This window comes from Trichlorobacter lovleyi (genome assembly GCF_015239775.1).
GTDB classification, from domain to species: Bacteria; Desulfobacterota; Desulfuromonadia; order Geobacterales; family Pseudopelobacteraceae; genus Trichlorobacter; species Trichlorobacter lovleyi_B.
The window spans coordinates 2,528,984-2,551,372 of sequence record NZ_CP058409.1 but is presented as its reverse complement, the minus strand read 5'-3'; the positions used below and the strand labels follow the sequence as shown (position 1 = coordinate 2,551,372).

Below are 22,389 nucleotides of genomic sequence, written 5' to 3'. Positions count from 1 at the left end.
GGGTGCTCAGATGAAAACACGATTGCTGATCATAGCCAGTCTGGTTCTGGCAGGTTGCCTGCTCTCCCTGGCCGGTTGTGGCGGTGGCACGGCCAGTTTTTCATCCGGTAACGGAACCACCGGTACCATTACGCTGAATGTTGCCTGGCCAAAGAGCACGGCCGCAAAGGGGACGCCGGTTGTGGAAAAGATGGCGGGGGCCGTAACGGTCCGCCTTACCATCTCCGGTCCTGGCATGACACCCATCACCAAAGACTTTCCGGTGGAAGATGGCCAGGGCACTATCGACGGTGTGCCGGTCGGTACTGAAAGGGTCTTGAAGATACTGGGGCTGGACAGTGCCGGTGCTGCCCTTTATGCCGGTGAGGTGACGAATATTACGGTTGTGGCAGGCCAGACCAGTGATGCCGGCACGGTTGTGATGGAGCCGGTGGGGGGCTACTCCATCAGCGGCAAGGTTACCTTGGACGGAAGCACCGGATTGGAAGGGGTGACCATTACGGCCGAATCCTCCACCATTGCCTATGCTGCTGCGGCACTGACTGCCAGTTATTCCGCAACCACCGACGCCAACGGCGACTACACCATCATCGGGCTGCCAAGCGGCACCTACCTGCTGACCGCCTCAAAGACCGACTATACCTTTACGCCGAGCAGTACCACGGTGATTATCGACACAACCAGCCTGACCGGGCAGAACTTTACCGGTGCGCCGGGTACGCCGTACTTCCCGATAACCGTCGGGAACAAGTGGATCTACGACACGTCGTCAACAGTAATCTACGGCACCACCACCGAGACCGCGAGCGGGTCGTTTACACGGCTGGTGACCCAGGTATCAACCGCTGTCAGCGGGTTCAGCGTCCAGCATGATGGTTCCGAAACCTCCAGCACCGGCACCACCACTACCAGCACCTCCATTGACGACCTGCTGCTTATGAACGGCAACGGCTATCTGCAAAGCTCGAACGGCTCAAAGACCTCCCTATACAGCATCGGCAGTTCGACAAGCACCTTCAGTGAGACCTATACCACTCCCGGCTATATCGTCTTTATCGGACAGCCGGCAACGGGGACCATCGTCAGCGGTTCAACCACCAGAACTGAAACCATCACCATCGAGGGATCTCCAAGCGTGTACAGCGCCACGATTAGCAGCCAGCATACCGTGGTTGGCCCTGAAACCGTGATGGTTCCGGCCGGCAGCTTTAGTGCCATCAGGGTCAGCTTTACCGAAACAAACACGATGGCATCCCCCTCTCCCGGGGTTACCACCGTCAGCGGCGACTACTGGTATGCTCCCTATGTCGGTCTGGTCAAGACGTCCCAGACCAGCATCGGTCCCTACGAAACAAGGACGAAGACCGAAAGTCTCACCAGCTATATCGTACAGTAGGAACAGCTGCGCCCCCTGCTTTGCAGCGGGGGGCGCAGCCACTGTTACTTCTCCGTCAGCTTGAGCGGTTCGCCGGTCGGGCATTCACTAAACCGGAATAGCTCATTTTTGTTCAACATGCTGACCTCGTACAGACAAACCGGCTGTTCCTTCCCCTTCACGATCACCTGCTGCACCCCGCGGATGGCAATGCCGTTCAACTGCCCCGCTGCAATGCCCGGCTGCAGCGCTGCCAGGGTCCCTCCGGTGATCAGGATATCGGCCTTGAACAGCCGGGTCAGCGACTCTACACGTGCCCCCAGATTGACCTGGTCACCGATCACGGTGTAGTCCATCTTCTTCCCTTCGGCACCGATGTTGCCCACCACCGCCTCGCCGGTGTTGATGCCGATACCTGCCGACAGGCACGGCTTGCCGGCCTGTTGCCAGGCCTGCTGCAGCTCCGTCAGGCGCTCAATCATCTCGGCGGCGCAGCGGACCGCCCGTTCGGCATGGTTCTCCACCGGCCCCGGCGCGTTCCAGAATACCACGATGGCGTCACCGATGAACTTGTCCAGTGTCCCGCCCCACTTCAGGATCACGTCGGTCATGGCCCCCAGGAACTCGTTCAGCAAGGCAACCACCTCCTCCGGCGTATGTTGCTCGGAAAAGGTCGTAAACCCCTTTACATCCGAGAACAGCACCGTGATGATCCGCCGTTCTCCGCCCAGTTTTGCCATCTGGGGGTTGTTGATCAGCTCGTTGACGATGGTCTGGGTTACATAACTGGAGAACATGGCGCGTATCTGGCGGGCATGGCGCTCCTCAAAGGCGTAGTTCCAGGCCGTGACCGCCATGAAGATCAGGATGATGTTGTTCAGGGGGCAGGCCAGGTTCAGCCACAGCCCGGAGCTACTGAAAAAGAGCTGGCCGGTCAGGAACACCGCAGCCAGGAACAGCAGGGTTACCAGCGCCCCCCAGACCAGGCGCACGCGGCTTAACAGCAGGCTCAGCAGCACGCCGCTGCCGATCAGGAACAGCAGATTCTGCTGTTGGGAGGCCTGGCGGATAAAGCGTTGCTCAAGGATTGAGGCGGTTACTGCGGCGCTCTTTTCCACACCGGGGTAGGCCGCAGAGACAGGGGTCACCCTGAGGTCATAGATGCCGATGGCGGTGGCGCCGATATAGACGACCCGGTTGGCAAGTTCCTTCCTGCCGACCTTGCCGTCCAGGATATCAACCACCGAAATGTGCCGGAAGGTCTTGCCTGGGCCATAGTAGTTGATCGGCATCCGCCCCCAGTGATCCGTGGGGATCGACACTTTGCCGACCCTGATGCCGCGGGTGGCATCAACAACAATCCGTTCCGGCGGTATCCCCAGATATTCCGCTGCCGCCCGCAGTGACAGGGAGGGATACAGGAAGCGGTCATGGCCCAGCAGGAGCGATTCCCAGCGCAGGGTGCCGTCAACCTCGTCCGGGAACATATTGATATGGGCAAAGCCCAGGGCCTTGTCTTTGAGCCTTTTGACCGGAACCGTCAGCATGCCGCCCGAGATGATCGGCGGATAGGTGTTGAACAGCTCATCATGTTCCACCGACACAATGGCCGACTGCTCAAGCACAGGGTCAGCGGCGGTATGGTCCGACCTGTGTTCAAAATCAAAGGCCACCGCCAGCACGACCGTGCCGGCCTGTTCGATCGCACGGGCAAACGTCTCGTCATGGGCCTCCGGCTCAGGAAAGATGACGTCAAACGCAATCACCGCCGCATCTGCCTGGTTCAGGCGATCAACCAGGCGGGCCAGGACATTTCGGCTCCAGGGCCAGCGTCCCAGGCGATCCAGACTCTTTTCATCAATAGTGGCAATCACGACCGAATCAGGGGGAGGGATGCTGCCGCGCAGCTTGAAGCGGATGTCATACAGCTTGGCTTCGATCAGATCAAAGGTGTGGGGTGGTTTAAGCAGCAGCAGGCTGAATAGCGCGGTGGCGGCAAAGCCGATCAGGATCCGGATCAGTTTTGAATGGGTGGTTTTCATGGCAACTCCTGATGGGGGTCATGGCTGCACAGTCTTGGCGGGGCTGTCTTCCCCGCTTGTCCCGGTGATGCGGCTGCTGTTGCGATGAAACGTAATATCTGGAAAGATATCAGCATTATGCAGGCAGAGTCTGCCGTGGTCAAGCTGCAACGGCGCCGGGCAACGGCTTTTCCCGGCAATGCTGCCTGTTGGCTGTGTCAGAATAGGATAGCAGTATTTTGTTTGACCTGTGTCTGGCTAACTGATATTATTTTAAAATTACACGCTGTTCCAGGAAGATCACGAGTTTAAGAGTACTTGTAGCCCCGGACAATTCCGGGGCTTTTTTCATGCACCATATGGTGCCGTTTTCAAAATGTCATGAGGAAGGCTGGATACAAGGCGTAGGTCGCACAACGACTACTCGGTAGGCGAGGGAGTGAGCACCGCGCCACGCAGTAGACGGTCTCCGCAGTAATTTTGAGGAAAGAAGGACGTAGATGCCGTTTCAACAATTCAGTTTTCACCCCAAGGTCGTAGCAGGAATCAATGCCCTTGGCTACACCACCCCCACACCGATCCAGGCCCAGGCCATACCGAAGATCATGGCCGGCCATGACCTGATGGGACTGGCCCAGACCGGCACCGGCAAGACCGCTGCCTTTGCCCTGCCGATCCTGCACCGTCTGATGCAGGGGCCGCGCAAGCAGGTGCGCGCCCTGGTGATCGCCCCGACCCGCGAGCTGGCCGAACAGATAAATGACGCCATGCTGGAGCTGGGGCAGCAGACCCGTCTGAAGAGCATCACGGTCTACGGTGGCGTCAACGTTAACCCGCAGATAGAGAAACTCAGAAACGGGGTAGAGATCGTCGTGGCCTGCCCCGGCCGCCTGCTGGATCATATCAGCCAGGGCACCATTGACCTGACCAATCTGGAACTGCTGGTGCTGGACGAGGCCGACCAGATGTTCGATATGGGTTTTTTGCCGGATATCCGCCGGATTCTGAAACACCTGCCTAGCCAGCGTCAGACCATGCTGTTTTCCGCCACCATGCCGGCCGAGATCCGCGGCCTGGCCCGCGAGATCCTGCGCGATCCGGCCACGGTGCAGGTGGATAACGTTGCTCCGGCCTCCACGGTCAGCCATGCGCTCTATCCGGTGGCCCAGCACCTGAAAACCCCGCTGCTGATGCAGTTGCTGAAGCATACCGATACTGATTCGGTGCTGATCTTTACCCGCACCAAGCACCGCGCCAAGCGGGTGGGGGAACAGCTGGAAAAGGCCGGCTACACCGCTGCCTCGCTGCAGGGTAACCTTTCCCAGAACCGGCGTCAGGCGGCCATGGACGGCTTCCGGAACGGTACCTATCAGATCCTGGTGGCAACCGACATTGCCGCCCGCGGGATTGATGTCTCGCAGGTCTCCCACGTGATCAACTACGATATCCCGGACACCAGTGAGGCCTATATCCACCGCATCGGCCGTACCGGCCGGGCCGCCAGAAACGGCGATGCCTTTACCATGGTCACCGATGAGGACACGGTCATGGTCAAGGCGATTGAACGCACCCTGGGGACTGCCATTGAACGTCGTACCGTGGAGGGGTTTGATTACAGCGTGCCTGCCCCGCGCAAGGATGACGAGTTTGCCCGTCCGCCACGTCCGCCCCGGAACCAGCCCAAGGCCAAGAAACCGCAGCCGAAGCCGGCAGCAGGGCAGGGCGCCGTACACGCCGCTGCAGGGGTCAAGCCAAGTGGCAGCAAACCGGAGTCGGCCGGTGGGGCTCGGCATCCGCAGCGGCCGCAACGGCCGCGCTAGTACACAGACAAAAACAGAAACGTTATGAGGAAGGCCGGATACAAGGCGCACGGAGCACAACGACCGAGACATACCATAATCGGTAGGCGAGGGAGTGAGCACCGCGCAACGAAGTAGACGGCCTCCGCAGTAGTTTCGAGGAGCTGCAGTATGATTCACCTTTCCAACATCACCAAACAGCATGGCTCGCAGGTCCTGTTCCGCGACGCCTCGTTTCAGATCCTGCCCGGCTCCCGCACCGGCCTGGTGGGGCCCAACGGTGCCGGTAAGACCACCATCTTCCGGATCATCACCGGTGAGGAAGAGCCGGACAGCGGCGACATGACCTGTGCCAAGCGGACCACCGTCGGCTACTTTTCCCAGGATGTGGGGGATATGTCCGGCAGGTCTGCCCTGGAAGAGGTGATGGCCGGATCAGCCGAGACCATGCGGCTGGCCGGTGAATTGAAGCAGATGGAGGCCGCCATGTGCGAGCCCCAGTCTGATGATGAGATGGCAGCACTTTTGGAGCGCTACGGCGTGGCCCAGGAAGAGTTCGAGCACCGCGGCGGCTATGACCTGGACACCCGTGCCCAGACCGTGCTGACCGGCCTGGGGATCGGGCCGGATCGCTTCAATCATCCGGTGGAGTCGTTCTCCGGCGGCTGGAAGATGCGGATCGCCCTGGCCAAGATTCTGACCTTGAAGCCGGATGTGTTGCTGTTGGACGAACCGACCAACCACCTGGATGTGGAATCGATCGTCTGGCTGGAGGAGTGGCTGGCCGACACCTTTGACGGTGCCCTGCTGATGACCAGCCACGACCGGGACTTCATGAACCGGATCGTGACCCGTATCGTCGAGGTGGCCAACAAGACCGTCACCACCTACGGCGGCAATTATGATTTCTACGAGAAAGAGCGTGAGATCAGGCATGAACAGCTGCTGGCCAGCCACAAGCGTCAGCAGGAGATGCTGGCCAAGGAAGAGGAGTTCATTGCCCGCTTTGCCGCCCGGGCCTCCCACGCCGCCCAGGTGCAGTCACGGGTCAAGAAGATTGAGAAGATCGAGCGGATCGAGATCCCGGCTGAAGAGCGGGTGGTGCGCTTTGAGTTCAGTGAGCCGCCCCGCAGCGGCGATGACGTGGTGGTGATGAATGCCCTGGCCAAGCAGTGGCCGCTGCCCGATGGCGGCGTCAAGCCGGTGTTCTCCGGGGTCAGCGGCATTATCAAGCGTCAGAGCAAGATTGCGGTGGTGGGTGTCAACGGTGCCGGTAAATCCACCTTCCTGAAGGTGCTGGCCGGGCAGACCGAACCCAGCAGCGGCACGGTCAGTCTGGGGGCCAATGTGGAACTGGGGTATTTCAGCCAGCATGCCATGGAGGTTCTTGATCCGAAAAAGAGCATCTTTGAGACGGTGCAGGATACGCTCCCGCTGGCCAATCGCGGGGTGATCATGAACCTGCTGGGGGCGTTCCTGTTCTCCGGCGATGCCGTTGATAAAAAGATCGAAAACCTCTCCGGTGGCGAGAAAAGCCGGGTCGTGCTGGCAACCCTGCTGGCCAGGCCGATCAACTTTCTGGTGCTGGACGAGCCGACTAACCACCTGGATATCCGCTCACGGGAGATGCTGCTGAATGCTCTGCAGAATTTCACCGGCACCGTGATGCTGGTCAGCCACGATCGCCACTTCCTGCGCTGCCTGGTTGATCGGGTGATTGAGGTGGATCATGGTGAGATGCGGACCTACGAGGGTAATTACGAATACTATCTGGAGAAGTCACACCACTTCAGTCACTGAGCCGGCTGTACATGCGTCCGGCGACAGTTTTACTGCCGCCGGATAAAGCCGGACTCGTAGGTTGCAGTACACGGCAGGTCTTATGATATGAACAAGGGGTTGCACTGCTCCTTGCGAATCCCCGCTTAATAGGCGCCGCAGTTGCTTTCAAAAGGACAGGCTGAACACTCTTTCATCGCATCAAGGCACTTGGCATTCACCATGCCAAACCGTTCGTAAATTTCAGTGCCTGCACATTTGGGGCAGGGCTGTTTAGTGGGATCGCCACCGTCCGAAGGCACCGAAAATTCGTGATCACAACCGCCACATCTCAGATGACTCATTGACATACACTCACTCCTTTGTCGAATCCTGGTTTTTTCCCAAGGCAGCATGCCGCCAGCTCTGCACCTGTCACTGATCTGAAGCACAGACCCGGACTATAAAAGTCACACCCAACCGTGTAACGTGTTGTTGTGAAAAGGCTTATTATTGCGGCTCAGCGTGCCGAGCACTTTGCAACCGCCACCAGAGTTGTTTTCCGGTAGTTCACGGCGCGTCAAAGCTGCTGCTTGAGAATTGCACAAGATGTGCCACACACTTCTTGTTTGTAACTAGTTTATTTTGTTTGAATAAATAGACGTTAGAGGGTGCGGTGATTATATTTTGAGAGATGATGTATCAAAATGAAAGCGTGCGGGAAACAAAAAACTGCCCCAACAGCAACGGCCCCGATATTGTCTGCCAGGGCCGTTGCTTGTTGGATTGCACTGCGGTGGCTATTTGTTGTGCCCTTTGCCTTTGCCCTTACCCTTGCCGGGGGCCGGTGCTGCATCATTGCCTGCTCCGGTGGGCTGGCCGGTAAAGGCCAGGTCGCCCCGTTTGAGGGCATGGAATTCGGCTGAGCCGGGCTTGATCCCCAGTTCCTTGGCGATGGCGCCCCAGCCCTTGCTCTTGCTGACGGTGTAGGTCTTCAGCACGGTCTCGGGCTGTTTATGGGCCATCTGGCCCAGCTGGAAGGTCATGAAAACATCGGCCGGTACACTGACCTGGGTGAAGACCGCCTCAACCTTTGGCAGCGGTACACCAAACTGGGCCGAGACCTTGGCCTTGAAGCCGGGCAGGTCGGCCTGGGCCTGGATGTTCAGGTTGGCCAGAAAACCGTCCAGGCTGGCCCAGGCAGCGGTTGACAGCGAAAGCAGCATGGCGCAGAGAACAAGACTGATCAGGCGTTTCATGGTAAAGGCTCCTTTGGTCGGGATGAACAGCGGTGCTGTCATCCTATACCTGATTCAGGCCGCTGGCAATCAGGAGAACGTCTCAGGCCGGCAGCAGGAACCTGCCGACATAGTTCTTGGAGAACTGGTAGGCGGTCCGGCCGCAGCGCTTGCTCTTTTCCTGGGACCACTGGATCGCCTCGCGCTCCAGTTCCTTGGTCCAGGGGATCTCAACCTTGCGTTCACGGGCCTCGCGGCTGATGCTGAGCCGGACGGCGTCGATGTAGCGGTCCTGGGAAAAGGCGTAGAAGGCGACCCAGAGGCCGAAACGGTCGGAGAGGGAGACCTTTTCCTCCATTGCCTCGCTCTGCTGCAGCTCGCCCCGCACAAACTTGCCCCCCAGGTGGTCTGACTCGTACTCCGGCAGCAGGTGGCGCCGGTTGGAGGTGACGTAGATCAGCACGTTCTCCGGCGGCGAGTAGACCGAACCGTCCAGGGCGCTCTTGAGCATCTTGTAGCTCAGCTCTCCCACCTCAAAGGTCAGGTCGTCGCAGAGCAGGATGAAGCGGTAGGGCTCGTTTTCAACGGCGCTGAAGATCTCGGACAGGTAGATCAGGTCTTCCTTTTCAATCTGGATCACCCGCAGCCCTTCCGGGGCGAACTTGTTCATCAGTGCCTTGACCAGCGACGATTTGCCGGTGCCCCGTGAGCCCCAGAGCAGGGCGTTGTTGGCAGGCAGCCCCATCAGGAACTGACGGGTGTTGTGCAGCATGACCTCTTTCTGCTCATCTACCCCCAGCAGTTCTTCCAGGGTGGTGGTGTCGGTCACCCGCACCGCCTCCAGGTAGCCGGAAAAGGAGTGACGGCGCCAGTTGGCAGCGTAGCAGCTGGACCAGTCAACCGGGGCAATGGCGCGGGGCAGCAGCATCTCGACGGAACTTAAAACCCGCTCCAGGCGGGCAACGACTTCTGGTTTCAGGTTAAACATGGTTCTCTCACTTTTGGATAATATAAGAGCCCCCGGCTTCTCACCGGGGGCTCGGCGTCACGTATCTTGGTACCTCTGAAAAGGTTGGATCAACGCAGCTAGCGCCTTGAGCTGGAATTTGTTTACAGGCCCAGCTGCTTGAAGAAGTCGTTGCCCTTGTCATCCACCAGGATAAAGGCCGGGAAGTTCTCGACTTCGATCTTCCAGACCGCTTCCATACCCAGTTCAGGGAAGTCAATGCACTCAACCTTCTTGATGTTCTCTTCAGCCAGGATGGCTGCCGGGCCGCCGATGGAGCCGAGGTAGAAGCCGCCGTACTTCTGGCAGGCGTCGGTGACCTGTTGTGAACGGTTACCCTTGGCGATCATGATCATGGAGCCGCCCTTGCTCTGCAGCAGATCCACGTAGGAGTCCATCCGGCCGGCGGTGGTGGGGCCGAATGAGCCGGAGGGCTTGCCAGCCGGGGTCTTGGCCGGACCGGCGTAGTAGATCGGGTACTTGGTCAGGTACTCGGGCAGCGGCTTGCCGGAGTCAAGGATCTCCTTGAACTTGGCATGGGCGATGTCGCGGCCCACCACGATGGTGCCGTTCAGCAGCAGGGCATCACCCACCTTGAGGCCGGACAGTTCTTTGAGGGTCTCGGCGATCGGCTTGGACAGGTCAACCTTGTGGCCGTGCTCATGCTTGGCCATGCGGTACTGCTCCGGCAGCAGGCGGCCCGGATCGCGATCCAGCTGCTCGATGAAGAGGCCGTCCTTGGTGATCTTGGCCTTGAGGTTCCGGTCAGCCGAGCAGGAAACCGCCATGCCGACCGGGCAGGAAGCACCGTGGCGGGGCAGGCGGATCACGCGCACATCGTGGGCAAAGTATTTGCCGCCGAACTGGGCGCCGATCCCCAGCTTCTGGGCGGCGGTCAGCAGTTTGGCCTCCAGCTCGACATCACGGAAGGCCTGACCGTGGGCATTGCCTTCGGTGGGCAGGGCGTCGATGTCGCGGGCAGTGGCCAGCTTGACGGTCTTCATGCAGGCATCGGCCGAGGTGCCGCCGATTACGAAGGCGATGTGGTAGGGGGGACAGGCAGCGGTGCCCAGGTACTTCATCTTCTCGATCAGGAACTTCTCCAGCTTTTCGGGGGTCAGGAGTGCCTTGGTCTCCTGATACAGCATGGTCTTGTTGGCGGAGCCGCCACCCTTGGCCATGAACAGGAATTTGTAGTAGTCGCCGCTGGTGGCCATGATGTCGATCTGGGCCGGCAGGTTGGTGCCGGTGTTGACCTCATCGTACATGTTCAGGGCCACGGTCTGGGAGTAACGCAGGTTCTCTTCGGTGTAGGTCTTGTAGACCCCCTTGGAGAGATATTCTTCATCGTTGCCGCCGGTCCAGATCTGCTGGCCCTTCTTGGCCACGATGGTGGCGGTGCCGGTGTCCTGGCAGAGCGGCAGCTCGAAGTTGGCCGCAACCATGGCGTTGCGCAGGAAGGCCAGGGCCACGCCCTTGTCGTTCATGGATGCCTCGGGATCGGCCAGGATCTTGGCCACCTGCTCGTTGTGGCTGGGGCGCAGCAGGAAGGAGAGGTCTTTCATGGCCTGATTGGCCAGCACGGTCAGCGCCTCGGGATCAACCTTGACCACCGGCTTGCCGTCAAACTCTGCCACGGAGACGTACTTCTCCGAACCCTCAATCTTGTAATAGCTGGTCTCATCCTTGCCAAGCGGGAACGGCTCCTGGTACACGAACGGTTTGGTTGACATGCGTAAAACTCCTTTCGATAGAAGGTTCGGAACGATGTCCGATAGTGTATACAAAATCTTCGGCATAGTATGCAAAACAGCGGTTTTTGTCGAGTGATAAGTTGGTAGCATGAAAGTTGACTCAATTTGTGAGGTATGTTACTTTCTAATTAATGAAAATGTTGAGGGGGTACCCATGTTCAGCCAGATCCGCGATGATATCAACTCGGTCTTTGACCGTGATCCGGCCGCGCGCAGTTCCCTTGAAGTCCTGTTCTGCTACCCCGGCCTGCATGCGGTCTGGCTGCACCGGATTGCCCACTGGTTCTGGCGGCGGGAACTGTTTTTCCTGGGGCGCTTTGTCTCCCAGTTCTCCCGCTTTGTGACCGGGATTGAGATCCACCCCGGCGCCAGGATCGGCAGGCGGTTCTTTATCGACCACGGTATGGGGGTGGTGATCGGCGAGACCGCCGAGATCGGCGATGATGTCACCATCTACCATGGCGTGACCCTGGGCGGGGTGACCTGGGACAAGGTCAAGCGCCACCCGACCCTGGAGGACAAGGTGGTGATCGGGTCCGGGGCCAAGGTGCTGGGGCCGTTTACCGTGGGGCGAGGGGCCAAGATCGGTTCCAATTCGGTGGTGGTCAAAGAGGTGCCGCCCAATGCCACGGTGGTGGGAATACCCGGCAAGATCGTGCTGGCGCCGGAGGCTGCCAGGGATGGCCGTCCCGATCTGGAACACGGCAAGCTGCCCGACCCGTCGGCCACCGCCATCGCCTGCCTGTTTGATCAGCTGAAGGGACTTGAAGAGAAGTACGACAATCTGCAGAAAGAACATGAAGCACTGAAAAAACAGCTGGTTGACGCGACACCAAAATCATGCGATAACCCCTGACATGATCAAGCGCCAGACCACCATCAACCGTATCTTTAAGCTGTCCGGCATCGGCCTGCATTCCGGTCATCCGGTCAATCTGGAATTTCTGCCCCGCCGTGAACAGGGCATTGTCTTTGTGCTGAATGGCGTGCAGATTCCGGCCAGGTATGACCAGGTTGCCGATACCCGCCTTTCAACCCTGATCGCCAGAGACGGTGCCGCGGTTTCCACCATTGAACACCTGATGGCAGCCTTTTACTACGCCGGTATCACCAACTGCCTGGTCTATATTGATGGTCCCGAGGTGCCGATTCTGGACGGTTCTGCCTGGGAGTTCTATCAGGGGATGTGGAAGGCCGGGGTCTATGAATTTCCCGAAGAACAGGTCTACCTGAAGGTGGTAAAACCGGTGGAGGCAACCCATGGTGATGCCTGGGTGCGGATCAAGCCGCTGAATACCCTGGATATCACCATGACGATTGAGTTCCGCCAGCCGGTGGGGCTGCAGCGCCGCCGGGTCTCCGATGTGGAAAACGCCTTTTCAATCCTCAACTCCCGTACCTTCACCATGCAGGAGGAGATCGAGGCGATCAAGAAGATGGGGCTGGCCAAAGGCGGCTCACTGGATAATGCCGTGGTGGTGGGGGAGGACGATGTGCTGAACCCGCAGGGGCTGCGTTACCGCAAGGAGCTGGTCAACCACAAGATCCTGGACCTGATCGGTGATCTCTATACCAGCGGCTACCGCATCCTGGGCAAGGTTGAGGCCCACAAGACCGGCCACCACCTGAACAATCTGCTTTTGAAACAACTCTTTTCTGATCCTGCCAATTATCAGATCTACTGATTTGGCAGCTCTCCCGCCTTGGGCCGTTCCTTCTGATTACCTAAGATAACCTCGCCGCTGTCGGTGAAGAGCCGTACCGGCAGCTCAAAGACCCGCCGGAAGATATCCAGGGTGCCCTTTGCCATGGTCTGGACCGGAATGGCGGTGACTTCCGGGTTTTCCCAGCTGCCCTTGGCCTCAAAATAGGTGGTGACCAGGCTGCCGTCGCCGCCGCTCAAGATCCAGCCCACCACCGGAATCCGGCTGACAATCCGGTCAACGGTCTGCAGCGGCTGGACCCCGATCAGCATATCCAGGGTCTCTTTGACGATATCAATCGTGCCGACCGTGGTGACATGCATGACGTTGCTGTCGATGAAAAAGTCCTGGGTGGTCAGGATGCCGTTCTTGATACCCATGGTGGCGGTGATCTGGTTGAACGGCATGCCGTCGCGGGCCATATCCGGCAGGCTAAAGCTGAGCAGCTGCGAGACATTCAGGATTGAGACAACCTTGGAGAGGGTGTTGAAACGTTTCAGGGCGCCCCGCTCCACCTTGAGGCTGATGGCTCCATTGGCGGTTTTTTTGATCTCGGCAAGATGATCGCCGCTGGCCGTCAGCCGGCCTTTCACGGTGGTCAGTCCCCGTATTTCCCTTCCGATATTAAGTAGTTCCAGTAGTTCTCCGGACTTGGCTCGTTCAAGCAGGAGTGAGAGATCCCATTTGGATGCCTGGCCGGCGGTCCGCACCAGTTGTCCGTTGAGCGAGAGCTTGCCTCCGAGGATACCGGTGGTCAGTTTCTGCAGCTTCAGTATGCCGTCTTCGTTTTTCAGGGATGCCGAGAGCTTGTTGAAAGCGGTGCCGCGGAAGGTCCCGGTTTCAGCCGTCACATAGGCCTGGAGCCTGAACGGGGCTGGTGGTTGCTGTTTCTTTTCGGCCTCTGAAGTGCGGGAGGGGGCCACCAGCGGAAGCAGTTCCTCCAGATCAAGATGGGTCGCCGCTACCCGCAGGTTGATATCCGGGGTGCCTTCGGTCCGGACCGTGCCGGAGGCGCTGAAGATGGTCCTGGGCAGCTTGCCGGAGACGTTACGGATAGTCAGCAGGCCGTCGCGCAAACCGAGACTGGTGCTGAACTGCTGTATCCGGGGTGGCTTTTCTGCCGTGGCGAGGCCGAAGTCAGCCGGGTTCAGGTCGGGCGAGCTGATAATCAGGTCCGCCTCGGGGTTTTTCAGGCTGGCAACCCGGCCTTTGATGTTAAGCGGCGTGCTGCCGTAGCGGATCGCCATATGCGAGGTTTCCAGCGAGTGTCCCTTGAAGTTGATCTGGGTGTTGATGGCGCTGACCGGCGCAGCCTTTTGATGAGGTTTGAGTGAGAACCCGTTGAGCTTGACGGTGCCTGAAAACAGCATGCTGGCGATGCTGCGGGGATCCCCCTCGCCAAGCAGATGGGCCTGTACGCCGCCCCGCAACTGGTAGGCCTGCCAATCGGTCAGGATCGGCAGATGGTTGTCCAGCTGGAACTGATTGGTTTCCAGGTCAAAGGCCAGGTAGGGAACGGTGCCGCTGTAGCGCAGCAGACCGCTGCCGGAGAGTTTGAGCGGCGACAGCTGGTAGGAAATGGAGGTGAATCTGGTGGCATCCCTGCCCAGTAGCGCGCTGAAGGTCAGGCTGTTGGGCTGGTTGGCCGGTTTCTTGACAACCGCCGGGTATTCATAGGCAGCCGTTGTCAGGATCCACTCGCCCGAGAGCCGATAGGCGGAGGTCGGCCCCTCTCCCCGCAGCCTGAGTGTTGTTGCGGAGCCGTTGAAGCGGAGTGCCTCTGCTCCGGCAATCTCGGCAAGCCAGGCTACTTCTGCCGGACGGGGGGAGACCGTCATGCTGAAAGGGTAGAAGGAGGGGACTCCCTCAGTGGCATACTCCGTGATGCTCCCCTCCATGGTAAAGGGAGAGCCGCCGAAGCTGCCGCTCATGCCGATCAGGTTGAAATTGCGGCCCTTCATCTCAAGGGTACCCTTGATCTGACGGAAGGTGGGGCTCTTTTCTCCATACTGGATGCTGGCCTGGTCCGCGGTGCCGCGGATATACAGGGCGTTGGCATTGTCGCCGACACCGAAACGGGCCAGTTGCGAGATCCGTCCATTCAGGGTGCCGGTGGTCAGTTTGAAGATACCGCCCCTGATCTTGTGTTCGATGAAGCCGGCAGCATCATCGGCAATAATCCCGAACGGGATGTAGTTTTTGACCCGGAGATATTCAAACGGCTCGGACGTGGCCTTGACACTGATAGAGGGGTCTTTGCCCTGCAGGTCGCCCAGGCGGACGGAGCCTTTGATGGCAAAACCGTCCAGGCTGAGTTGCACCGATGAGATATCCAGCAGGCTGGGACTCCATTTGAGGTCAACGGCCAGCTGCAGTTGCTTCGGGGCCACCGGGGCATGGAATACCTTGGGCCAGACCACGTTCGGATTACGCAGCAGCAAGCTGCCGTTGGCCTTCAGATTCTGCCAGCGGCCTTTCACGGCAAGGTTCAGGGAAACCGTGCCGTCGGGAGAGGGGAACGGCACGTAGCTGGCGACGTACGGCCAGAAACGCCAGTACTCGACCTGGGTCAGCTCAAGCTTGGCATCGACATCCGTCTGCTGCAGCAGGTTGCCGGTTTTGGGCAGTCTGATCGTACCGGCCGTGTTGATGGTGCCCGGACTGCTGCCTTCCAGCGTGGCAGCAAGTTTGTAAGAGCTTTTCCTGCCCCGGATCAGCTTGTCAATACTCAGGTTAATGCCCGAGACCGTCAGCCTGGTGCAGGTCTCAGCAGTGGCCTGGTCCCGCCAGAACAGGGTGCCGTTGCGGATACGCAGCCCCCTGGCCCGCAGATCATAGGCGTCAGGGGCCGGTTGCAGCAGGTCATCGATATTCATGACGCCCTGTTCGTCACGGCTGACGGTGGCCCGGGCATCGTCGATGATGATTTCGCGCAGTTCAATCTTCTTGTTCAGGAGCGGCAACAGGGCCAGCCGAAAGGAAACCCGGCGGGCAGAGAGAAACTCAAGGCTGCTGTTGCGTTCCTGGATATACAGGTCGCTGAAGGTAAATTCCGGGCCGAGTGTCCAGGAAAACTGGCTGTTGCCCAGCCTGACCTGACGTTTCAGCTGTTTCTGCAGCAACTCGGTCAACTGGGTTTTGTAGCTGTTCAGGTCAAGCAGGCGGGGCAGCAGGATCGAAAGCCCCAGTGAAATGGAGCCGAACAGCAATAGCAGCAGGATAAGCAGCCTAAGAAACCGTGCGCGTGGGATACTCAGCATAGTGCGCCGCCGTTCAGGGTCCGTCTGTTCCGGGTTGCGGGAGAGAGATGTCCGGCTGAAGGACACTGATCCGTACCTGCAGGATAGCGGTCCGGGTAACCTGCTCACAGACCAGCCTGAAACCGTTCCAGTCAACGGTCTCACCCTGCAGCGGCAGGTGCCCCAGCTCGTTTAAGACCAGTCCGGCCACGGTTTCATAGAGTGGTGCCTCTTCCAGCTTGATCCCCAAAGGTTCCTGCAGGTCAAAGATCGAGGTCAGTCCATCAACCAGCCAGCTGCCGTCAGGCTGCTGCACCAGCTTGACCGGCTCTCCGGCATCGTGTTCGTCTTCAATCTCCCCCACCAGCTCTTCCAGCAGATCCTCGGTGGTGACCAGACCGGAGATGCCGCCGTACTCATCAACCACCAGGGCCATATGGTTACGGGTACGCTGCATCTCTTTCAGCAGCTCATTCACCTTCTTTCCTTCAGGTACAAAGACCGGTGGCCTGATGATCTGCTCCAGGTTCAGCTCCTCCCCCTTCACCAGGGCAGCCATGATATCCTTGTCATGCAGCACCCCGACAATCTCCTCGATGTCGGTATGGTAGACAGGGTAGCGGGAGTATTGCGCCTCCAGGATGATCCTGACCAGCTCATCCCTGCTCATCTGCAGTTCAAGGGCAACCATCCTGGTGCGGGGCACCATCACTTCACGAACATAGGTATGGGTGAACTCAAAGACGTTGCGGATGTACTCGTTTTCCGATTCGCTGAAGACCCCGGTCTCGTGGCCTTCCAGAACCATGTGCTGGACCTCTTCGCGGGTGATAAAGGCATCCTGTTCCCCCCGCAACCCGATCAGGTGCTGCACGGCCCTGCTGGAGGAGGTCAGCAGCAGCACCGCCGGAGCGGTGATTCTGGCTATGATTTGCATCGGACGCGCCAGGCTCAGGGCCACCTTGTCGGCGTACTGCAGGCCGATCGCCTTGGGAACAAGCTCACCGATGATCAGGGAGACATACGAAACGATGATGACAACCGTCAGTGCAGCCAGGGGTTCTGCGGTTTTCTGCAGGATCGGCCAGGGCAGGCTCAGCAGGGTGGGGCGCAGATGTTCAATCGCAATGATACCGCCGACGGTTGAAGCGGCAGAACCGGCAACCGTAACGCCGATCTGGATGACGGCCAGCAGGGGATGCGGGTCTTTCTGGAACTGTTCGATAATCTCTGCCCGCTCATCCCCGTCGGCAACCAGCTGGGCAATTCTGCCCTTGCGGATTGAGATGATGGCAAACTCCGCCATGGAGAAAAAACCGTTCAGGCCTATCAACAGGATAATCACAATCAGTTCTAGAGTCACGGTGTCCATAGCAGGACTATTCTCCACTGGAATGTTCTGATTGTCAATCGGGAGAGCGCCATATTGGCCGGCTAAATAAAAAAGGCCCGCCGGTGAGGCGGGCCTTCAAGGCTGCTTTGCAGGGCAGCGTTATGCTGCTGAAACAGTGACCTTCAGCGTTGCAGCGACTTCAGGGTGAACCTTGACCGGTACGGTGTACTCGCCCAGTTGCTTGATCGGCTCAGCCAGCACGATCTTCTTGCGGTCGATCTCAAGGCCGTTGTCCTTCAGGAAGGCGGCGATCTCCATGTTGGTGACCGAACCGAACAGCTTGCCTTCTTCGCCGGCCTGGTGCGTCAATACAATGGAGAGGGCCTCAAGCTTGGCCACCAGATTCTTGGCAGCTTCAAGGGACTTGTTCTTCTTATAGGCCAGCTGACGCTTGGCGTGCTCAAGTGCCTTGGCGTTCTTCTCGGTGGCCTCAATGGCAAGACCTTTGGGCAGCAGATAGTTGCGGGCGTAGCCTGGAGCGACCTTGACGATATCGCCGATCTGTCCCAGATGTTCAATGTTCTCTTTCAGAATGAGCTTCATGATTCCTTCTCCTTTCGAGCCTGTTTTACAGGTTTTCGTCCTGCGTGATGCGTGGGGTGCGGAAGTCGCCCCAGTAGTCAAAAATACCGAGTACGGTTACGATGACCGCCAGATAGGGCTGTGTCAGCAACAGCACACCCAGTAGTATTTTAAGAGTGCCGGCAAAGCTGGAACGCTCACAGATCGTGAGCAGGACAGCAAGACCCTGCATGAAATACAGTACTGCCAGCACCGTCAGGATGTTGAGTGCCGGCGTGTTGATCAGTGCAACAGGTGCCAGCATGGCAAACCCGGCAGCAATCAGGAGCCAGATCTGCAGCTCAGGTGTCCTGAACTCCCTGAAGGGGGCCAGGTTGATTGCCAGGGCGCACTTGGCCGCCGTACGCATGAACAGGAGTAACGTGACCGCGCTGATCAGCCCCAGATTGATGGTGGCCAGGGCGGGGTAGATACGGGCCATAATCTGCCCGACGGTCTGCATCCCCTGCTTGAACATTTCCAGATCCTGGGCAGACAGTCCTGCTTGCTGCTCGTATAGCTTGATCGCCTGGCTGATGCCGTCTGTAATTTCCTTTTGTGCAAAGAGCTGCGGATTGATACCGCTGGTGAGGGAAAACACCGCCACCAGTACCGCTGTCAGGGTGACGCAGGTAGCTGTTGTCCAGAGTATGGTCCGGGACGGCCTGAAACCCTTCAGTGCCAGCTCCGGAATCATCAGTCCGATCAGGCCGCACTGGACTGCGTACCATGCCCCGACCGGCGGGGAGAACAGTACTGCCAGCAGCAGGGTGGCCAGTACTGCGCTGAAACCGGCAACCGCACTGCCACCCTTGATACGGGCAAGCCCCAGCGGAACCGGGGCCAGAAAAGCCGAGACAAAACCTATCAGCGGTACCGCAAGGCTGGCACTGAACAGCAGGCCTGAGCCCAGGGTGCCGATCAAGACGGCGGCCAGCTTCTGGCCGCCGTTTGATTGCGATTCAATCTTCTCCACAAAATTCCGGACTACGGAAGTGCGTGGCCGGCTGCAAGCGGCAGCAGGGCCAGGTTACGGGCCCGCTTGATCGCTTCGGTAATCTCGCGCTGGTGCTTGGAGCAGTTGCCGGAGATACGGCGGGGCACGATCTTGCCGCGCTCGGTAATGAAGTAGCGCAGGGTGCGTGGATCTTTGTAATCAATGGTTGTGTCTTTTTCTGCGCAGAAACGGCAGACCTTGCGGCGCTGAAAAGGACGCTTCTTACGGGGGCCGCCGGGGCCGCGATCAGGGCGGGGGCCGCTGGGGCGACCGCCGGGACGGGGGGCGGAAGTGGTTGTTGTCGTCGTTGTTGCTTCGCTCATTGGCGTGATCCTCCGGAACGTTATTCAGCCGCAGCTTCAGCAGCTTCAGGGGCTTCAGCAGCTTCGATAACCGGCTTGCGCTCAGCTACCTTTTTCTCGGGCTCGTCGGTGATGTTGACGCTTAAGAAACGCAACACTTTTTCGTCAAGCCGGAGACGACGCTCCAGTTCAGCCACCAGTTGTGCTCCACCGTCAAAACGCAGGTAGTAGTAGCGCCCGCGGGGGAACTTCCGGATTGCATAGGCCAGTTTGCGTGTTCCCCAGTCGTCCAGCCGGTGGAAGTCACCCTTCAGGGATGCAACCACGTCCTGAACCTTGTCGGTGACCGACTTGATGTCGTCCTCTGCAAGGTCCGGCTGGAGGATGAAGATGGTTTCGTACTTCCTCATGTGTAATCCTCCTTATGGATTAGGTAGCCCCGGTTCTGACCGGAGCAAGGAGTAGCGGACGGTCTGTCCGCCTGAAAGGAATAAGGCTTTACTATAGATGGCGTTTAAAGGCAAGCAGAAATATATTTTGTGTATATGAACAAAAGCTTGACAAGGGGGGGATTGGCGGTCTTTAATGTGTGCATATGCAAATAACTGATTGGAGGAGTATGATCTATGAAACTTTGTTTCCCCGTTGTTTTGGACCAGGGGCTGGATAGTGAAGTATATGGCCATTTCGGCTCTGCGCCCCGTTTTCTGATTGTTGATGCGGCAACCGGCCAGACCAGTCTGGTGGATAACAGTGACAAGGTGCATGCGCATGGTGCCTGTAACCCTGCCCAAGCGGTAGCTGGTCTGGAGGTTGACGGTATTGTGGTCGGCGGCATCGGCCGCGGGGCGCTGATCTCGCTTAATCGTGCCGGTTTCAGGGTCTTTCAGGCTCAGGGGGCTTCAGTGCGGGATACCCTGGCTGCCCTCAGCGGAGACGGTCTGCAGGAGTTTGAGCCGGGCAGTGTCTGCGGTGGTCATAACCATGCTACGGATGGTGGAGGGTGCTGCCATTGAGCGACGGCTATAACCAATATACCGGGGCGGTTCTGGACCATGCCCGGAATCCCCGGAATGTTGGGGGGATGGATGACGCCAACGTCGTGGTGCAGGTGGGTGACCCGGAGTGCGGAGATACCCTGTTGCTGTTCATGCGGATAGATGACGGCTGTGTGGCCAAGGTCAGTTTTCTGATCAAGGGGTGTGGCGCTGCCATAGCCACCGCCTCCATGGGAACTGAGCTGGTCAGGGGCAAGAGTCTGAACGAGGCGCTGCTGGTCACGGATGCCACCGTGACCGCCGCCCTGGGGGGGCTGCCCGAGGAGAAGGAGCATTGCTCCAACCTGATCGCCTCGGCAGTGCATGCGGCCATTGCCCAGTACACCAGCACGATCACCGGTGAGGCGGCGCCGATTGATTTTGAAGTTGACATGACGGGCAGAGCCCCGCAATCCTGCTGAAGGAGAACGACGATATGAACAATTGGGCCCAGTTGTATCGCGCTGAGACAGCCAAGCCGGTCTGGCAGTTTGTGGCTGATCTGAAAGAGGCCGGATTGCGGTCCGGCTTTCTGATCCACAACGAAGACAAGATGGAGATGGTCCATACCTTTGGGGCACACGGGATGCAGGTTGCTGAAGGCTTTGACCTGCACATGATCCAGGTCTGCAAGCCGGAAAAGGCTGCCGTCAGTCTGCAGAAAAATCCGGAACGGGCAGCCCTGATGCCCAAGTTTGTGACCGTGTTCAGTGCAGAGGGGCGTACTCAGGTGCGTTTTCTGCGTTTTAACAGGCAGATGATCGAAGAGCTGGTGCAGGATGCCGAGTTTGCCGTGTCGGTCGGCAGCAGCTATGATGAGATCGAGCAGATAATCAGGCTGTCGCTGTAACAATCAATTGCGCTGAGGACGGTTAAATTTATGTGGAAGTTGTTAGCAACAATCTCGAAAAACCTGATTACTGCCATTCCGGTCATGATGATCGCCGGATTCCTGTACGGCTACGTTCATCCGGCCGGGGCTGCCTGGCTGAAGGTGCTGATCATACCGTTCACCTTCCTGATGGTCTACCCGATGATGGTGACCCTCAAACTCAAGAAGGTGATCGAGGGGGGCGACGGCAAGGCCCAGCTGCTGACGCAGCTGATCAACTTCGGCATTGTGCCGTTCATCGCCTATGCTCTGGGACGGCTGTTCTTTCCGGGGCAGCCGTTTGCCGCCCTGGGGCTGTTGCTGGCGGCACTGTTGCCCACCAGCGGCATGACCATCTCCTGGACCGGTTTTGCCAAGGGCAATCTTGAGGCTGCGGTCAAGATGACGGTGGTAGGTCTGATACTCGGCTCGCTGGCAACGCCTTTCTACGTGCAGTGGCTGATGGGGGCGCATGTCCCGGTCAATGTCGGCGCGACATTCCGGCAGATTGTGGTGATTGTCTTTCTGCCGATGCTGGCCGGATATCTGACCCAGACCTTTCTGATTAAAAAATATGGTCCCAAGGGGTTTCAGGAACAATGGGCTCCGCGCTTTCCCGCGCTTTCCACCCTGGGGGTGCTGGGAATCGTCTTTATTGCGATCGCCCTGAAGTCTCAGGATATCGCCTGCCGGCCCGATATGCTGGTAAGTATCCTGGTGCCGCTGCTGGTGCTCTACGGCATCAATTATCTGCTCAGCACCCTGGTTGGAAAACTGTTTTTGCCGCGGGGCGATGCCATTGCGCTGGTCTACGGCACGGTCATGCGCAACCTTTCAATCGCCCTTGCCCTGGCAATCAACGTCTTCGGCAAGACCTGCTCCGATGCGGCCCTGGTGATTGCCCTTGCCTACATTATTCAGGTGCAGTCGGCAGCCTGGTATGTCAAACTGACTGATCGAATTTTTGGCAAACCGGCAGGAGTGTAACCGATGGCCCGTCCCCGTAAACCGAGACAATGCAGCTGTCCGCACCGCGCCAATTTTGAGGCGGTCTACAAGCCGGCCGGTACCCCGCTGGGCCAGCTTGAATGCATTACACTCTTCCGCGACGAACTGGAGACCCTCCACCTGTGTGACGGCCAGGGCATGACCCAGGCCGAGGCCGGAGACTGCATGGGGGTCTCCCGCGGCACCGTACAACGCCTGCTTTCCGAGGCCCGCCGTAAAGTGGCTGAGGCACTGGTAAAACAGGCCGCACTGGCGATCTCCGGCCGTGACAACGCTGTTGCGGAAAGTGATTAGCCCGTAGCTGCCCCTTGCGTTTGGCGCCATTCC

The 22,389-nt window shown here is 58.7% G+C and carries 21 protein-coding genes; 10 read left to right on the top strand and 11 right to left on the bottom strand.

All coding sequences use genetic code 11. The features are described from left to right. Positions 1-10: 10 nt before the first annotated feature. The gene (locus FY034_RS11775) at positions 11-1,396 is read left to right on the top strand and encodes a carboxypeptidase-like regulatory domain-containing protein (RefSeq protein ID WP_265550764.1); all 1,386 of its coding nucleotides are present in this window, start codon (positions 11-13) and stop codon (positions 1,394-1,396) included. 44 nt (positions 1,397-1,440) lie between these two features. On the opposite strand, the gene FY034_RS11770 is transcribed toward FY034_RS11775, so the two are convergent. After that, positions 1,441-3,417 carry a CHASE2 domain-containing protein gene (locus tag FY034_RS11770; protein ID WP_265550762.1) on the bottom strand — a complete coding sequence of 659 codons (1,977 nt, stop codon included), beginning with the start codon at positions 3,415-3,417 and terminating at the stop codon, positions 1,441-1,443. Positions 3,418-3,896: 479 nt separating this feature from the next. Here FY034_RS11770 and FY034_RS11765 point away from each other — a divergent pair, with 479 nt between their 5' ends. Beyond that, positions 3,897-5,216 carry a DEAD/DEAH box helicase gene (locus tag FY034_RS11765; protein WP_265550760.1) on the top strand — a complete coding sequence of 440 codons (1,320 nt, stop codon included), beginning with the start codon at positions 3,897-3,899 and terminating at the stop codon, positions 5,214-5,216. 150 nt (positions 5,217-5,366) lie between these two features. Beyond that, the gene (locus FY034_RS11760) at positions 5,367-6,995 is read left to right on the top strand and encodes an ABC-F family ATP-binding cassette domain-containing protein (RefSeq protein ID WP_265550758.1); all 1,629 of its coding nucleotides are present in this window, start codon (positions 5,367-5,369) and stop codon (positions 6,993-6,995) included. Between the two features lie 125 nt (positions 6,996-7,120). Here the strand turns inward: FY034_RS11760 and FY034_RS11755 are convergent, their stop codons facing one another. The 4 genes from FY034_RS11755 to FY034_RS11740 all read right to left on the bottom strand — a co-directional run bounded on the left by FY034_RS11755 (position 7,121) and on the right by FY034_RS11740 (position 10,930). Continuing rightward, a complete protein-coding gene (locus FY034_RS11755) occupies positions 7,121-7,324 on the bottom strand; it encodes a hypothetical protein (RefSeq protein ID WP_265550756.1) in 204 nt (67 codons plus the stop codon). 429 nt (positions 7,325-7,753) lie between these two features. Next, positions 7,754-8,212 (bottom strand): hypothetical protein, encoded by a 459-nt coding sequence (locus FY034_RS11750; RefSeq protein ID WP_265550755.1) that lies wholly within the window; start codon positions 8,210-8,212, stop codon positions 7,754-7,756. 82 nt (positions 8,213-8,294) lie between these two features. Continuing rightward, complete coding sequence (locus FY034_RS11745) at positions 8,295-9,179, bottom strand: ATP-binding protein (protein ID WP_265550753.1); 885 nt, start codon at positions 9,177-9,179, stop codon at positions 8,295-8,297. Between the two features lie 122 nt (positions 9,180-9,301). Continuing rightward, positions 9,302-10,930: a fumarate hydratase gene (locus FY034_RS11740; protein ID WP_265550750.1), complete on the bottom strand. Its 1,629-nt coding sequence runs from the start codon at positions 10,928-10,930 to the stop codon at positions 9,302-9,304. 175 nt (positions 10,931-11,105) lie between these two features. Here FY034_RS11740 and cysE point away from each other — a divergent pair, with 175 nt between their 5' ends. Further along, positions 11,106-11,807 (top strand): serine O-acetyltransferase, encoded by a 702-nt coding sequence (cysE, locus tag FY034_RS11735; protein ID WP_265550748.1) that lies wholly within the window; start codon positions 11,106-11,108, stop codon positions 11,805-11,807. A 1-nt stretch (position 11,808) separates the two neighbouring features. Then, the gene (gene lpxC / locus FY034_RS11730) at positions 11,809-12,636 is read left to right on the top strand and encodes a UDP-3-O-acyl-N-acetylglucosamine deacetylase (protein WP_265550746.1); all 828 of its coding nucleotides are present in this window, start codon (positions 11,809-11,811) and stop codon (positions 12,634-12,636) included. On the opposite strand, the gene FY034_RS11725 is transcribed toward lpxC, so the two are convergent. The 6 genes from FY034_RS11725 to rpsF form a co-directional block, all read right to left on the bottom strand. Then, positions 12,630-15,914, bottom strand: a complete 3,285-nt coding sequence (locus FY034_RS11725; RefSeq protein ID WP_265550744.1) for an AsmA-like C-terminal domain-containing protein — start codon at positions 15,912-15,914, stop codon at positions 12,630-12,632. The genes lpxC and FY034_RS11725 overlap by 7 nt on opposite strands. A 13-nt stretch (positions 15,915-15,927) precedes the next feature. After that, on the bottom strand, positions 15,928-17,265 hold the full coding sequence (locus FY034_RS11720) for a hemolysin family protein (RefSeq protein ID WP_265550742.1): 1,338 nt from the start codon (positions 17,263-17,265) through the stop codon (positions 15,928-15,930). A 120-nt stretch (positions 17,266-17,385) separates the two neighbouring features. Next, on the bottom strand, positions 17,386-17,829 hold the full coding sequence (gene rplI, locus FY034_RS11715; protein ID WP_265550740.1) for a 50S ribosomal protein L9: 444 nt from the start codon (positions 17,827-17,829) through the stop codon (positions 17,386-17,388). 25 nt (positions 17,830-17,854) lie between these two features. Next, positions 17,855-18,823: a YybS family protein gene (locus FY034_RS11710; protein ID WP_265550739.1), complete on the bottom strand. Its 969-nt coding sequence runs from the start codon at positions 18,821-18,823 to the stop codon at positions 17,855-17,857. A gap of 11 nt (positions 18,824-18,834) precedes the next feature. Then, a complete protein-coding gene (rpsR, locus tag FY034_RS11705; RefSeq protein WP_012470653.1) occupies positions 18,835-19,167 on the bottom strand; it encodes a 30S ribosomal protein S18 in 333 nt (110 codons plus the stop codon). A 20-nt stretch (positions 19,168-19,187) separates the two neighbouring features. Next, entirely contained in the window at positions 19,188-19,556 is a 369-nt protein-coding gene (gene rpsF / locus FY034_RS11700) for a 30S ribosomal protein S6 (protein ID WP_265550736.1), read from the bottom strand. A 216-nt stretch (positions 19,557-19,772) separates the two neighbouring features. Here rpsF and FY034_RS11695 point away from each other — a divergent pair, with 216 nt between their 5' ends. From FY034_RS11695 to FY034_RS11675, 5 genes are read left to right on the top strand one after another with little or no spacing between them, the layout of a single operon-like run. Next, positions 19,773-20,162 carry a NifB/NifX family molybdenum-iron cluster-binding protein gene (locus tag FY034_RS11695; protein WP_265550734.1) on the top strand — a complete coding sequence of 130 codons (390 nt, stop codon included), beginning with the start codon at positions 19,773-19,775 and terminating at the stop codon, positions 20,160-20,162. After that, complete coding sequence (locus FY034_RS11690) at positions 20,159-20,605, top strand: iron-sulfur cluster assembly scaffold protein (RefSeq protein WP_265550732.1); 447 nt, start codon at positions 20,159-20,161, stop codon at positions 20,603-20,605. Before FY034_RS11695 ends, FY034_RS11690 begins: the two co-directional genes overlap by 4 nt. A 14-nt stretch (positions 20,606-20,619) precedes the next feature. Continuing rightward, entirely contained in the window at positions 20,620-21,033 is a 414-nt protein-coding gene (locus FY034_RS11685; RefSeq protein WP_265550730.1) for a DUF302 domain-containing protein, read from the top strand. Between the two features lie 30 nt (positions 21,034-21,063). Then, positions 21,064-22,041, top strand: a complete 978-nt coding sequence (locus FY034_RS11680) for an arsenic resistance protein (RefSeq protein ID WP_265550728.1) — start codon at positions 21,064-21,066, stop codon at positions 22,039-22,041. Between the two features lie 3 nt (positions 22,042-22,044). After that, entirely contained in the window at positions 22,045-22,356 is a 312-nt protein-coding gene (locus tag FY034_RS11675) for a DUF134 domain-containing protein (protein WP_265550726.1), read from the top strand. Positions 22,357-22,389 lie beyond the last annotated feature (33 nt).